Origin of the sequence: Pseudoalteromonas sp. TAE56 (assembly GCF_000497955.1) — a bacterium.
Taxonomy (GTDB): domain Bacteria; phylum Pseudomonadota; class Gammaproteobacteria; order Enterobacterales; family Alteromonadaceae; genus Pseudoalteromonas.
This window is the reverse complement of sequence record NZ_AUTN01000149.1, coordinates 31135-44597: the sequence shown is the minus strand read 5'-3', so window position 1 is coordinate 44597 and position 13463 is coordinate 31135. Positions and strand designations below refer to the sequence as shown.

Genomic DNA, 13463 nt, shown 5'->3' with positions numbered 1-13463 from the left:
TCGGCTGACAAAGAATACATTGTAACGGTTTTATCATGATATCTAATTTATTTACCAAGCTTTTTGGTAGTCGCAATGACCGCACTATTAAAAACTTAAGAAAGACGGTCGCGCTAATCAATGCGCTAGAAACGCAACTTGAAGCGCTTTCTGATGAAGATTTAAGAGCTAAAACAGCTGAGTTTAGAGAACGTTACGATAACGGACAAGGCCTTGACGACATTCTACCTGAAGCTTTTGCTGTGGTACGTGAAGCGTCAAAGCGCGTAAATGGCATGCGTCATTTCGACGTGCAGTTATTAGGTGGTATGGTTTTACATCAAGGTCGCATTGCAGAAATGCGTACCGGTGAAGGTAAAACACTAACAGCTACCCTACCAGCTTATTTAAACGGCTTAACAGGCAAAGGTGTTCACGTAATTACTGTGAATGACTACCTTGCTAAACGTGATGCTGAAACCAACCGTGCGTTATTTGAATTTTTAGGCCTTACTGTAGGCTGTAACGTACCTGGTATGATGCCACAGCAGAAGAAGCTAGCTTATACTGCTGACATTACATACGGTACAAATAACGAATTTGGTTTTGACTACCTTCGCGATAATATGGCTTTTAGCATTGATGAACGTGTTCAGCGTCCATTATTTTATGCTGTAGTCGATGAAGTGGATTCAATCTTAATTGATGAAGCGCGTACTCCGCTTATTATTTCAGGCCCAGCTGAGGACAGCTCTGAGCTATACACTGAAATAAATACCATCGTTCCTTTACTTGAACTTCAAGAAAAAGAAGACGAAGAAGGTGTTGAAGGCGATGGCGATTACACTATTGATGAAAAGTCTAAGCAAGTTCATTTAACAGAACGTGGTCAAATTAAAGTAGAAGAGCTACTTACTGAACGCGGTTTAATTGAAGAAGGCGATTCGCTTTACTCAGCGGCAAGCATTACGCTATTAAGTCACGTTTATGCGGCTCTTCGTGCTCACAAGCTATACCAAAAAGATGTTGATTACGTTGTAAAAGAAAACGAAGTAATCATTATCGATGAGCATACTGGTCGTTCAATGGAAGGTCGTCGTTGGTCAGAAGGTTTACACCAAGCTGTTGAAGCTAAAGAAGGTGTAAATATTCAGAACGAAAACCAAACACTTGCATCTATTACGTTCCAAAACTACTTCCGTTTATACGAAACACTAGCAGGTATGACAGGTACTGCTGATACTGAAGCTTTTGAGTTTCAATCTATCTACGGCCTAGATACCGTTGTTATGCCAACTAATAAGCCAATGGTTCGTGATGATCGCGCCGACTTAGTTTATCTAACGCAAGAAGAAAAATACGAAGCAATTTTAATTGACATTAAAGACTGCCAAGACCGCGGACAACCGGTACTTGTAGGTACTATTTCAATTGAAAGTTCTGAGTATTTATCACAGTTTCTACGCAAAGAAAAAATTAAGCACAACGTACTTAATGCTAAATTTCATGCGCAAGAAGCTGACATCGTTTCAGACGCGGGTCTGCCAGGTACAGTAACAATTGCAACCAATATGGCCGGTCGTGGTACCGATATCGTGTTAGGCGGCAACTGGAACAGTGAAGTTGAAAAACTTGAGAACCCAACTGCTGAGCAAATTGCTGATATTAAAGCGGCTTGGAAAATTCGCCATGATGCAGTAATTGATGCCGGCGGTTTACATATCATTGGTACTGAACGTCACGAATCTCGTCGTATAGATAACCAATTACGTGGTCGTTCTGGTCGTCAAGGTGACGCCGGCTCTAGCCGTTTCTACCTATCGATGGACGATGCACTAATGCGTATCTTCGCTGGTGAACGCATGACTAACATGATGCGTAAACTAGGTATGCAACGCGGTGAAGCAATTGAACATCCATGGGTTAACCGTGCGATTGAAAATGCACAGCGTAAAGTAGAAGCACGTAACTTTGATGTTCGTAAGCAATTACTTGAGTACGATGATGTAGCAAACGATCAACGTCGCGTTGTTTACTCTCAACGTAATGAGCTACTTGAAGAAGGCGATATTTCGGAAACTATCACAGCAATTCGTGGTGATGTTCTTGCTGGTGTAATTGATCAGTACATTGCACCGCAAAGCCTTGCTGAAATGTGGGATATTCCTGGCCTTGAAGAGCGTTTAAAGCAAGATTTCTTAATTGAGTTACCAATCACTCAGTGGTTAGCTGATGACAATAAGCTATATGAAGAAAAGCTTCGTGAGCGTATTGAAGAAGCTGTTGAGCAGTCATACAAGCAAAAAGAAGAGCAAGTAGGCGATTCTGTTTTACGTCAGTTTGAAAAAGCGATTATGCTACAAAGTCTTGATCAACATTGGAAAGATCACCTTGCTGCGATGGATCACTTACGCCAAGGTATTCATTTACGTGGTTACGCGCAAAAGAATCCTAAGCAAGAGTACAAGCGTGAATCGTTTGAGTTGTTTTCTGAAATGCTTGAAAACTTGAAAGTAGATGTTGTAAGCATCCTAAGTAAAGTACAAGTACGCGCAGAAGAAGATGTTGAAAAAGTAGAAGAGCAACACCGTAAAAGTGAAAATGCTCCTCGCGAATACCAACATGAAGAAGCTGAGCAAGTAGGTGGCGAAGCGCCAGCACCAGAAACAGCGACTGTAATGGCTCGTACAGAACCAAAAGTAGGTCGTAATGACCCTTGCCCTTGTAAATCAGGTCAAAAATTCAAACAATGTTGCGGTAAATTAAAATAGCCCAATATTGTTATTAGCTTATTAAAAAGCGGCGCTAGCGTCGCTTTTTTTATGGAGTTTTAAAGTAATGACTATAGAAATTGTACATGTAGCTGTTGGTGTTATTAAGAAAAATAACGCTATATTCATTTGTAAACGTGCAGATGAACAACATCAAGGCGGTTTATGGGAATTTCCTGGTGGCAAAGTAGAAGCAGGTGAAAGTGTTTTTGTTGCACTTAAACGCGAGCTTATTGAAGAAGTTGGATTAACAATTCACAGCTCTAGTCAACTTATGGTGATTGAACATGACTACGGCGATAAGTGCGTTAAATTAGATGTACACGTAGTGAGTAACTTTAGCGGTGAAGCACATGGCGCTGAAGGACAACCTAGTGAATGGGTAGCAATTAGTGAATTAGAAAATTATGATTTCCCTGAAGCTAATGCTGAAATTATCCAGAAAATAGTAGCCCGATACGCATAACAAACTAGGTACAAGTGAGCGCAATGAACATCTCAATACAAAATAAGCTAAGCGAACAATTAGCATTAAATCCTGAGTTAACTCAAGTTAGTGTGATTGGTAGCGGCCATATAAATAGTACATGGCTACTTAGATGTATTGATAAACAGTTTATTGTGCAAAAACTTAATACTGAGGTATTTAAATACCCTGCTCAGTTAGTAAGTAATGCAAAACTAATTGAGCAGCATTTAAATACCAAACAACTACAAAGCAACTACCCCCTTGAAACAGTTAAGCATATAGCTACGCAGAACAATGAATACTTAATAGAAATAGATAACGAACACTATCGTGTACTTAATTATATTAGTGACAGCTACAGCGAAGACGTTGTTAAAAACACGCAACAGAGCGAGCAAGCGGCTTACGCTTTTGGTGTATTTACGCATGCCTTGCAAGACTTTGATGCACAACAACTACATACTGTAATTCCTGATTTTCATAACTTAGCGATGCGCTTTGAGCAATTAAATACCGCAATCACAAATAACTCTGTAAATAGAGTAAAGCACTGCGCTGACGAAATAGAATATTGCTTATCGCAGCAGCATTTAATTACTGAGCTTAGTAGTATAGCTAAGCAGATACCACTAAGAGTGTGTCATAACGATACAAAAATAAATAATATGCTGTTTTGTAGTGCAACTCACAAAGCAAAAGCAGTGATTGATTTAGATACCTGCATGGCGGGATTTCGGCTTTATGATTTTGGTGACATGGTACGCACTTTCTGCTCCCCCGAAGCCGAGGATTCAACAAACTTACGCAACGTTGTTATTCGAAAAGATATATTTTCAGCCATTGTTAAAGGCTATGTAACGCCATTAAAAAGTAGCATGAGTAAACAAGAACAAGAAAGCCTGCTGCTAGGCGCTAAAATAATGCCGCTCATGTTAAGTGTGCGCTTTTTAACTGATTACTTAAATAACGATGTGTACTTTAAAGTGGCTCATGCAGAGCACAATTTAGAGCGCGTACAAAACCAACTCGCGCTTTATAAAAACATACTGAGTAACGAAGAATGGATGCACGCGTACTTAGTCGATGAACAAATTCAAGATACAAAAAAACCAGTAAGCTAAAAACTTACTGGTTTTTATTATTTACATACAATGTAATTACCAGATTTTTACGCGGTCTTCTGGTTTGATATACATTTTATCACCTTCTTTTACGTCAAACGCTTCGTAAAACTCAGGCATATTCGACAAGATACCGATTACACGGTAGTGACTTGGTGAATGAGGGTCTGTTAATAAACGATTACGTAACTCTTCATCGCGATAGTTACGACGCCAAATTTGTGACCAACCCATAAAGAAACGTTGATCGCCTGTGTAACCATCAACCACAGGTGCTTTTTTATCACCTAAAGATAGCATATACGCTTTATGCGCAACCGTTAAGCCACCTAAGTCACCAATGTTTTCGCCAAGCGTTAGCTCGCCATTAACACTTGCATCTTCAAATGGTTTATATTCGTTATACTGTGCAACTAAAGCCGCTGTACGCTCTTCAAATTGCTTAAGGTCAGTCTCACTCCACCAGTTACGTAAGTTACCGTCACCGTCATATTTAGCACCTTGGTCGTCAAAACCATGACCAAGCTCGTGACCAATTACTGCGCCAATTGCGCCGTAGTTTACAGCATCATCCGCTTCTAAATTAAAGAATGGCGGTTGTAAAATAGCAGCAGGGAATACAATTTCATTGTTTACTGGATTGTAATACGCATTTACCGTTTGCGGAGTCATATGCCACTCAGAGCGATCAACTGGTTTACCCAATTTAGCAATCATGTCTGCGTATGCCCATTCGCTATAACGAATGTAATTGCCTACTAGCTCATCTGAGTTAATCTCTAGCTCAGAGTAATCTTTCCACGTGTCTGGATAACCAATTTTAGGCGTAAATTTGTCTAGTTTTTCTTTCGCTGCAAGCTTTGTTTCAGGGCTCATCCACTCAAGATTTTCGATAGCAACGCCATAACCTTTAATTACGTTATCAACTAACTCTTCCATGCGTGCTTTAGCTTCTGGCGGGAAGTTATCTTTAACGTATACCTTACCTAAAATTTCACCAAGAACACTGTTAGATGCATCAACCGCCTGCTTCCAAAGAGGTGCTTGTTCTTCTACGCCACGAAGTGTTGTGCTGTAAAAGTCAAAGTTAAGGTTAACTAAATCTTCACTAAGTAGCTCTGCATAACCACTTACAAAATGAAATTTTAAGTAGTTTTTCCACGTCGCTAAATCAGTGTCTTTGTAAATAGTAGCTAGTGCTTCTAAGTAGCTTGGTTGACGTACAATAATGTCACTTGCACTCACACCTGCATCTTTAAAGAATGCAGCTAAATCAAGGTCGCCCATCAACTTGCTTGCGTCTGCTACTGTCATCTTGTTATAAGATTTAGTTGCGTCACGGCTTTGCACGCGGCTCCACTGTGCATCAGCTAGTGTTTTTTCAAATGCAAGTACGCTCTTAGCAGCTTCTGCTGCATTCTTAACGCCTGACTTAGCTAAAATATCAGTGATGTATTGCTCGTAAGAAGCGCGAATTTTAGTGAATTTTTCGTCATCGTTTGAGTAATAATCACGATCTGGTAAACCAAGACCCGACTGAGATAAATACAATGCATACTCGCTTGAATTTTTAGCATCGTTATTTACAAACCAACCAAACGGTAAAGTACCACCTTGTTTTTGAATTTTAGCCATTAAACCCACTAAATCAGCTTTAGATTTAACGCTATCAATTGTATCTAATGACGGTTGTAATGGCGTAATACCTAGCTCATTACGCGCATCTTTATTCATATAGCTTTTATAAAATGCACCAATTTTGTACTCATCACTGCCTTTTTTAGCGGCTTTGTTTGCGGCTGCACTTTCAAGGGCTATTTTCATCGCTTTTTGCGACTCATCATATAACTGCGAAAAAGAACCGTAGTTAGATTTATCACCTGGTATTTCAGTTTTAGCTAACCACTGTCCATTTACATGGTAGTAAAAATCGTCTTGTGCGCGTACCGAACTATCCATATTAGCTAATTCAATACCAAGCTCTAGTGGTTTTTCAGCAGGTGCTGTCACTACTGGAGTGTCGGTTACTTTAGTTTCTTGTTGTTTTTCACCACAACCTACCAAGCCAAGTGCAAGTGCAATACTTGCAGCAGCCATTGTTACTTTATTCATAATGATTCCGTTTGTTAGTTAGAATTTAATACCAACTCCATTAAATTCTTGAATATAGCAGGAGTAAAAATAGCACTGCCTACACGCTTTTACTTAATGGAATGGGTATCAGGGACTTCAATCAATATACATTACCAGCCAGTATCATAAACCTCATTAGGGCAACAATAAAATGGAATATGTAACAAAGTATTTTGAATGCGGTGAGCTGCCAAATTGACCCCACCAATAACAAGATGGTGGGTAGTTAAGGCTCGCTTTTATTTTTTCCATGAAGCGCTAAACGCTCAAGTTTTTCTTTTAAAGAAGGAGGGGCCGAAGATGCTATGGCGTTTAAGTAATCAGCTGTTTGCTTACTCATTTTACGAGAGTTGGTAACTGCAGGACTGCCCGACTTATTCGCAGTACTTAATCGCTGAGTCGCCTGAGGATTTGCCGTGATTTTTATTTGCCCAAGCTCTGCCATCCCGGCGGCTCTAAAATGTGAGAGCATATCCATTTTTAGATAGTTAAGCCTAAGCGCGATAGGTGCAGATACCGCCTCGATCATTAGCGTACCGTCTCGGTAATTACTTACTCGGCATTTATCACCCAACTTAGGACCTAAAAAATCTTTTAATAAGGTTTGCTGTGTATCAAGTGCTTGGCTTTTGCCTGCATAAGCAGATAAACGATTATTTAACCCCGCCATAATATCGGTTAGCGGTTTTGGTGCATATCTATCTTTAGCCATTTTACACCTCGTAAAAGCTCACTTAGACCCAGAGATAATACTCTGGACCCAAGTATACACTGCCTATTAATACTACGCGCCGGCTATTTGCATTTGCTCTATTAATATTGAGCCAGTTTGAATACCACCACGGCGCTCTATGTCACCACCAATAGCAGATATACCTTTAAACATATCTTTTAAATTACCAGCAATGGTAATTTCACTTACTGGATATTGTATTTCACCATTTTCAACCCAAAAACCAGCAGCACCACGAGAGTAATCACCTGTTACTGTGTTTACGCCCTGCCCCATTAGCTCGGTTACTAATAAGCCTGTGCCCATGGTTTTTAATAGTGCAGTTAAATCGTTATGAGTTTGTTCAACAAGCCAGTTATGTATACCGCCCGCATGCCCTGTTGGCGTCATATTCATTTTACGCGCGGCATAGCTTGCTAATAAATAAGTTTGTAACTCGCCGCCTTGAATAATTTCTCTGTCAATGGTTTTAACGCCTTCGCTATCAAACGGTGACGACGCCAAACCTTTTAAAATATGCGGGCGCTCAGCTATATTTACACAATTACTAAATACTTGTGTGCCTAAGCTATCAAGTAAAAAGCTTGATTTACGATAAAGTGCGCCACCACCAATTGCCGACACTAAGTGACCAAACAATGAGTTTGCAATATCAGCTCTAAAAATAACAGGCACTTTCATTGTGCCTAGCTTTTGACTATTTAATTTAGCGAGCGTTTCAGCTGCCGCTTCAAGCCCAACTGCCGCTGCGTCATTTAAACCCGCTTGATCGCGCGCAACAGTATAAGCAGAGTCGCGTTGCATCTGTTCGCCATCTTGACCTATCACCATAGTGCTAATGCTATGACGAGTACGTGGAAAACCGGTTATCAAACCATGGCTGTTACCATAAACACGTAGCCCCTGATGCGATGAAAAGCTCGCACCATCAGAGTTAACAATACGCTCATCAGCATTTAGTGCAGCTTGCTCAGCAGCATGACAAAGCTCAATGCCTTCCTCAGGACTTACATCCCAAGGGTGGTATAAATCTAAATCTTTAGGATTAAATTCTAGCAATTCTTTATCAGCAACGCCGTTAAATGGGTCATCAGATGTAAACTTAGCTATATCAATCGCTTTTTCTACTACCATACGCAACGTTTTCGGATTTAAATCAGCGGTTGACGCCGAGCCTTTATTATTACCAACATATACGCTAATGCCTAAGCCGCCATCTTGGTTAAACTCAATGGTTTCTACTTCACCCATTCGAGTACTAACCGATAAACCAGATGTACTAGACATGGCCGCTTCGGCAGCTGTAGCGCCTAATTTTTTAGCATGTTCGAGTACTTCTGCTACCGCATCTTTAACTTGCGATATTTGAGAATAAATTGGATCGTTTTGTTGGCTTTTCATAAATTAAGTCCTGAGCCTTAGAGGCATAATGCACGCATTTCTTATATTTAAATGCTAACACACTCAATGCATCACATCAGCTAATATTCCTAAGTATCATATTCATGTATAATGGCAAAAGTTATTTTTATTTAAGAGCACCCCATGGCAAAGAAAAAAGGCAAGCCTGCTGAAATTGAAGAAGAAATTGAATATGTATCAAGAACGGAGCTTAAGCGCGAAGCGCAAGAGTTTCATCAGTTAGGTACTGAAATTTCCAAAATGGGTAAAAAACAGCGCGAACGCCTGCCATTAAATGACGATTTAAAAGCGGCAATGGTTGTTGCTGATAAAATAAGTAATAAAAGCGATGCGTATCGCCGTCACTTAAACTACATTGCTAAAACGTTGCGTACTGTAGAAAACATTGACGCTATTAGAGCGATTATCGATGTAATGCTTAATAAAAATAACCAAGCTGAAGTATTGGTCAAAAAAATTGAGCAACTACGTTCAGACTTAATTGAACAAGGTGATGATCTTATCAATGAGACTATTGAGCAGTTCCCGTCTCTTGATCGTCAGCAAATGCGTCAATTGGTTCGTAATGCGGCAAAAGAAGCAAAAGCTGAAAAGCCTGGTAAAGGTTATAAAGAGTTATTTCAATATCTCAAAGATGCACATACCGTTACGTATTAATTAGACCGTATTAATTGATATTTTATTAAAAAAGGTGCTTCGGCACCTTTTTTGTTATAGATCAAACCGCCTCCCTGCGTACTTTTTTATAATCCCCCTAAATAAATACTTAGGTGCGCGTGATGATTAAACTTCCACAGTGGGATCAAACTCTAATAAACAAATATAATGTGTCTGGCCCGCGTTATACCTCATACCCCACGGCTCTATCACTGCGTGACGGTTATCAGCAACAAAACTTACTAAACGCGATAGAATCGTCAACGAGTCGTTCACTTTCTTTATATATTCATATTCCATTTTGTAGTCAGCTTTGCTACTACTGTGGCTGCAATAAAATAATTACCCGCCATCAATCTAAAGCAGATACGTATCTCGACTTTTTAGCAAAAGAAATTACTGCTCAAGCGCATTTATTTAAAAGCTACACGGTTGAGCAATTACATTTAGGTGGCGGTACACCCACTTTTTTAACCGCAAAACAAATGACCCGTTTAATAAAGCTTTTAGAGCAGCACTTTAATTTTACGCGAACTACTGAACGCGGTATTGAAATAGATCCACGTTCGCTTGCCGAAAACATGCTTGTTGATTTAAGGATGCTTGGCTTTAATCGTGTCTCGTTTGGGATTCAAGACTTTAACGACGACGTGCAACTTGCTGTTAATCGTCCGCAAAATGCAGATACGGTTAAGCAATTAATTACACAAGCTCGCGAGCTGGGATTTCAATCTATTAATGCAGATATGATTTACGGGCTTCCTCTGCAAACACCAGAGAGCTTTAAGCAAACTATAGAGCAACTTATTGAGTTAAGCCCTGACCGAGTATCGGTGTTTAACTACGCGCATTTACCAGAGCGCTTTGCCGCACAGCGAAAGATTAAAGATGCAGATTTACCCAGTGCACATAATAAACTCACCATGTTTAAAAATACGCTGGAGCAGATGACGCAAGCAGGCTATCAATTTATTGGTATGGACCACTTTGCAAAAATCGACAACGAACTAGCTGTTGCGCAAAATGAAGGGAAATTACATCGTAATTTTCAAGGTTATACAACCCATGGAAATTGTGATTTATTAGGCTTAGGCGTGTCATCCATTTCGCAAATTGGCACTGCCATTTTACAAAATCAAAAAGAATTAAAACATTATTACCACAGCGTAGAAACACAAAGCGGCTGTGCTCTTAATAAAGGTATGCATTTAACACATGATGATGTAATTCGTGCTGATGCAATTAAGCAGCTCATTTGCCAGTTTGAATTAGATATACAAGACTTTAGTAAAAAGCATGCGCTTATATTTAATGACTACTTTGAGGATGCGTTAATTGCGCTTACGCCACTTATAAAAGATGAACTAGTCACTATAAATGATAATAAAATTAGCGTAACACCACGCGGCAACTTATTCATTCGTATTATTTGCATGTGCTTTGACGCTCATTTACAAAAACAAATAAATGCGACACGTTTTTCACGAGTGATTTAACTAAAAACTGTCCGGCATAAAAAAAGCAGACCAAGGTCTGCTTTTTCTGAGTACTCGAAAAACTAGTTAAAAACCACTTTATCGCTGCCAGGAGCCGCTTTAAACTCGATGATAATTTTAGCGCAATCGGCTTTAACTTCATCTTTGAGTGTTTCTTCAGCTTGCCAGCGAGCCTTATCTAGCTTAAAAATCTCTTTTTTAGCGTATTTTTTACGTGCATCGTGTGTCGGCATTTCTTTAACTACCTGGTACATTTTATAAATGCCAGGGTACTGTATTGTTAAATCACGCTCGCTCTCAAAGCCATATTGAGACATAAGTACCCAAATACGTAAACAGCCTTCAGAAAACTCACACTGCTCTTCATTCATTGCACGCGCAATTAAATGAATACTATCGGCTAGTTTGGCATTTCGCTTTAAACGCGACTTCTCAAGCTTTTGCTTTTGTTCAGCCTGCGTTTTAGCAATTAACTTTTTTTGCGCATTTAACTTGTACAGCAACTGACCCGCATAAAATGCCAGACCAACTATTATAGCAGCGCCTAAAAGTAAGGCTAAAATTACCGCGGTACTCATTATTTATCCTTACTATTTGTCGTCTTCATCTAACCATTCGTTGGCTAAATCGTCAGATAAGTATTGATCGAAATCAGAATTGCCTTTGCTTTCAATATCATCTTCAAAGTCATCTTCAAAGTCATCTTCAAATTCGTCTTCATCCTCGTCTTCAATACCAAGAATTTCACATAACGCCTGATGACGAGCAATACGGCTATTAAAGTACTTAGCATCTTTACCTGTTAGCATTTCACCTTCTTCATGACGCTCTACTAATTTAAGTAAACGTTCGTCATTCTCAAGTGCTTCTAGCTCTTGTTCAGGTGTGAATTCAGGCTCGATTACCTTTTTCAGCTCAATAGTTGGCTTTAAGTTGCGTTTCATTTCAACTTTAGGCTCAGGCGCAGTTGCAATTAATGGTACTGGCTTTTTACTGCCTACACGCTTATCTTTAGGCGCGTGACCACCATTGTGGCTTTCGCTATCTAGTAAATCTGGCGCGTTACGAGAACCTGGCTTAGCGCCTTTGGTTTTTTTAACTCGCTGCTCTTTTAATGCGCGCATTTCTTTAAGCTTATCTTGGCTTAAACGAACAGGTCCGTTTGCTGGGCTTTTGCGTGACTTTTTAGTTCTACTCATATCTTGATCATCTCACTTAAGAGGTTTTGAGCGAAGCGCAAATTAATGGGCATCGCAGTGCTGGCCTAGCCAGAAGAATTCAGTTTGCGCTATAGAGGTTGGGTTTCCCATTTAAAAGCGCCTTAGCTAATTAATCGCTAATTTTAAACGGTGGGTATTGTAACAGGACAAATAAAAAGGCGGTAGAGAAAACATCTCTACCGCCTGCTAATCTGAGCGCCATTATCTGGACACTTCTCCCTTCGACTTTTTTTAGTCTTTATTATTTTTATTATTATCAGTCCGTATTGTTATTATTTTTACGTTCCTTGTTACATTCCATTTTGTTTTTATTATTAAACTTCCATGAGTTTTTTATTATTATCGGCCATCCTGACACTTTTTTATTATTTCCTTTAGTAGCACTAATCTTGTGCTATGTAGTCATGCCGCGCTACTTTCCTTGATAGTAATTTCCGTTTTATTATTGTTGTTTTGCGACAGTGGTTAATTTACTCGTTAATGATTTTGTTACAACTGGTTTATATAACTTTTATTATATTAATTACATTAGGATATTAAACTTAACATAAATTACAACAACTTAAGGTGCAACAAGAAATAAAAAGAAGACTTATCTTACAACCAAACATGGTCAATGTCTTACATTTAAGCGGGCGATATCGTTAATTTTCGACACAAAAAAAGCAGCCAGGGCTGCTTTTTTTTAACACATTGTAGTTTATTTATTATTAACTGCTAAATAAATACGACTTTAGTGTAAACCACCTAAGTACTGAGATAGTACTTCAATGTCTTTATCTGTTAATTTCTTTGCAATGTCGCCCATCATGCCATTTAAGTCATTATGACGAGTACCATCACGGAATTTTTCAAGTTGAGACTTGATGTATCCTGGATGCTGAAAAGAAATTTTTGGAAACTTAGCCAGTGACGAGCCATTACCACGTGGACCGTGACATGCTGCACATGATGGAATTCCACGCTCTGCGTCGCCTGCTTTAAAAAGCATTTCGCCAACTTCAACAACATCTTTAGGTGTAGCACCTTCAGACATGTTCATTGAAGAAAAATAAGCAGCTAGATCTTTCATGTCTTGCTCGCTAAGTGGCATAGCCATAGCGCTCATTACTGGATCCATACGCCCTTCTTTGCCGCCTGACGTCATACCTAATTTTAAATCCTGAAGTTGCTTAAGGATATAATCTGGATGTTGACCTGCAATTTTAGGGTAAATATTAACCGGCGCATTACCGTCTGGGCCGTGACAAGCCGCACACGTTGCTGATTTTTCTTTACCTGCGTTTACATCGCCATCAAATGCTGTTGCGTTGCTTGCTGACAACGCACCAAGCAATATTGTTAAAGATAGTGCTATTTTTTTCATGGTGAATTCTCTGTTTCCGACCCTGTATCATCTACAATCGTGATGCTGTAATACATATATTCTACACGATAATAAATTCTCTGGCACGTTTTCTAC

The 13463-nt window shown here is 39.4% G+C and carries 11 protein-coding genes; 5 read left to right on the top strand and 6 right to left on the bottom strand.

The genetic code is table 11. The features are described 5' to 3' along the window. Positions 1-35 precede the first annotated feature (35 nt). The 3 genes from secA to L656_RS0119240 all read left to right on the top strand — a co-directional run bounded on the left by secA (position 36) and on the right by L656_RS0119240 (position 4340). On the top strand, positions 36-2750 hold the full coding sequence (gene secA, locus L656_RS0119250) for a preprotein translocase subunit SecA (protein WP_024600415.1): 2715 nt from the start codon (positions 36-38) through the stop codon (positions 2748-2750). A gap of 67 nt (positions 2751-2817) precedes the next feature. Next, positions 2818-3216 (top strand): 8-oxo-dGTP diphosphatase MutT, encoded by a 399-nt coding sequence (mutT, locus tag L656_RS0119245; RefSeq protein WP_024600414.1) that lies wholly within the window; start codon positions 2818-2820, stop codon positions 3214-3216. Positions 3217-3239: 23 nt separating this feature from the next. After that, a complete protein-coding gene (locus L656_RS0119240; RefSeq protein ID WP_024600413.1) occupies positions 3240-4340 on the top strand; it encodes a phosphotransferase enzyme family protein in 1101 nt (366 codons plus the stop codon). A 36-nt stretch (positions 4341-4376) separates the two neighbouring features. Here the strand turns inward: L656_RS0119240 and L656_RS0119235 are convergent, their stop codons facing one another. The 3 genes from L656_RS0119235 to pmbA all read right to left on the bottom strand — a co-directional run bounded on the left by L656_RS0119235 (position 4377) and on the right by pmbA (position 8607). Then, positions 4377-6452, bottom strand: a complete 2076-nt coding sequence (locus L656_RS0119235; RefSeq protein ID WP_024600412.1) for a M13 family metallopeptidase — start codon at positions 6450-6452, stop codon at positions 4377-4379. 247 nt (positions 6453-6699) lie between these two features. Beyond that, positions 6700-7185, bottom strand: coding sequence for a DUF721 domain-containing protein (locus L656_RS0119230; protein ID WP_024600411.1), 486 nt, complete (start codon positions 7183-7185; stop codon positions 6700-6702). 72 nt (positions 7186-7257) lie between these two features. Further along, positions 7258-8607 carry a metalloprotease PmbA gene (gene pmbA / locus L656_RS0119225; RefSeq protein ID WP_024600410.1) on the bottom strand — a complete coding sequence of 450 codons (1350 nt, stop codon included), beginning with the start codon at positions 8605-8607 and terminating at the stop codon, positions 7258-7260. Between the two features lie 144 nt (positions 8608-8751). On the opposite strand from pmbA, the gene yjgA reads away from it, so the two are divergent. Further along, positions 8752-9285 (top strand): ribosome biogenesis factor YjgA, encoded by a 534-nt coding sequence (gene yjgA, locus L656_RS0119220; RefSeq protein WP_024600409.1) that lies wholly within the window; start codon positions 8752-8754, stop codon positions 9283-9285. A 122-nt stretch (positions 9286-9407) separates the two neighbouring features. Continuing rightward, on the top strand, positions 9408-10781 hold the full coding sequence (hemN, locus tag L656_RS0119215; protein WP_024600408.1) for an oxygen-independent coproporphyrinogen III oxidase: 1374 nt from the start codon (positions 9408-9410) through the stop codon (positions 10779-10781). A gap of 62 nt (positions 10782-10843) precedes the next feature. On the opposite strand, the gene L656_RS0119210 is transcribed toward hemN, so the two are convergent. From L656_RS0119210 to L656_RS0119200, 3 genes are all read right to left on the bottom strand, one after another. After that, entirely contained in the window at positions 10844-11359 is a 516-nt protein-coding gene (locus L656_RS0119210; RefSeq protein ID WP_024600407.1) for a DUF2489 domain-containing protein, read from the bottom strand. 12 nt (positions 11360-11371) lie between these two features. Next, on the bottom strand, positions 11372-11980 hold the full coding sequence (yihI, locus tag L656_RS0119205) for a Der GTPase-activating protein YihI (protein ID WP_024600406.1): 609 nt from the start codon (positions 11978-11980) through the stop codon (positions 11372-11374). 754 nt (positions 11981-12734) lie between these two features. Continuing rightward, complete coding sequence (locus L656_RS0119200; protein WP_024600405.1) at positions 12735-13367, bottom strand: c-type cytochrome; 633 nt, start codon at positions 13365-13367, stop codon at positions 12735-12737. Positions 13368-13463: the final 96 nt, after the last annotated feature.

Bases quoted from the DNA above. Each gene is read 5' to 3' on its own strand.
- secA (WP_024600415.1), top strand. From the start codon at position 36: ATGATATCTAATTTATTTACCAAGCTTTTTGGTAGTCGCAATGACCGC.
- mutT (WP_024600414.1), top strand. From the start codon at position 2,818: ATGACTATAGAAATTGTACATGTAGCTGTTGGTGTTATTAAGAAAAAT.
- L656_RS0119240 (WP_024600413.1), top strand. From the start codon at position 3,240: ATGAACATCTCAATACAAAATAAGCTAAGCGAACAATTAGCATTAAAT.
- L656_RS0119235 (WP_024600412.1), bottom strand. From the start codon at position 6,452: ATGAATAAAGTAACAATGGCTGCTGCAAGTATTGCACTTGCACTTGGC.
- L656_RS0119230 (WP_024600411.1), bottom strand. From the start codon at position 7,185: ATGGCTAAAGATAGATATGCACCAAAACCGCTAACCGATATTATGGCG.
- pmbA (WP_024600410.1), bottom strand. From the start codon at position 8,607: ATGAAAAGCCAACAAAACGATCCAATTTATTCTCAAATATCGCAAGTT.
- yjgA (WP_024600409.1), top strand. From the start codon at position 8,752: ATGGCAAAGAAAAAAGGCAAGCCTGCTGAAATTGAAGAAGAAATTGAA.
- hemN (WP_024600408.1), top strand. From the start codon at position 9,408: ATGATTAAACTTCCACAGTGGGATCAAACTCTAATAAACAAATATAAT.
- L656_RS0119210 (WP_024600407.1), bottom strand. From the start codon at position 11,359: ATGAGTACCGCGGTAATTTTAGCCTTACTTTTAGGCGCTGCTATAATA.
- yihI (WP_024600406.1), bottom strand. From the start codon at position 11,980: ATGAGTAGAACTAAAAAGTCACGCAAAAGCCCAGCAAACGGACCTGTT.
- L656_RS0119200 (WP_024600405.1), bottom strand. From the start codon at position 13,367: ATGAAAAAAATAGCACTATCTTTAACAATATTGCTTGGTGCGTTGTCA.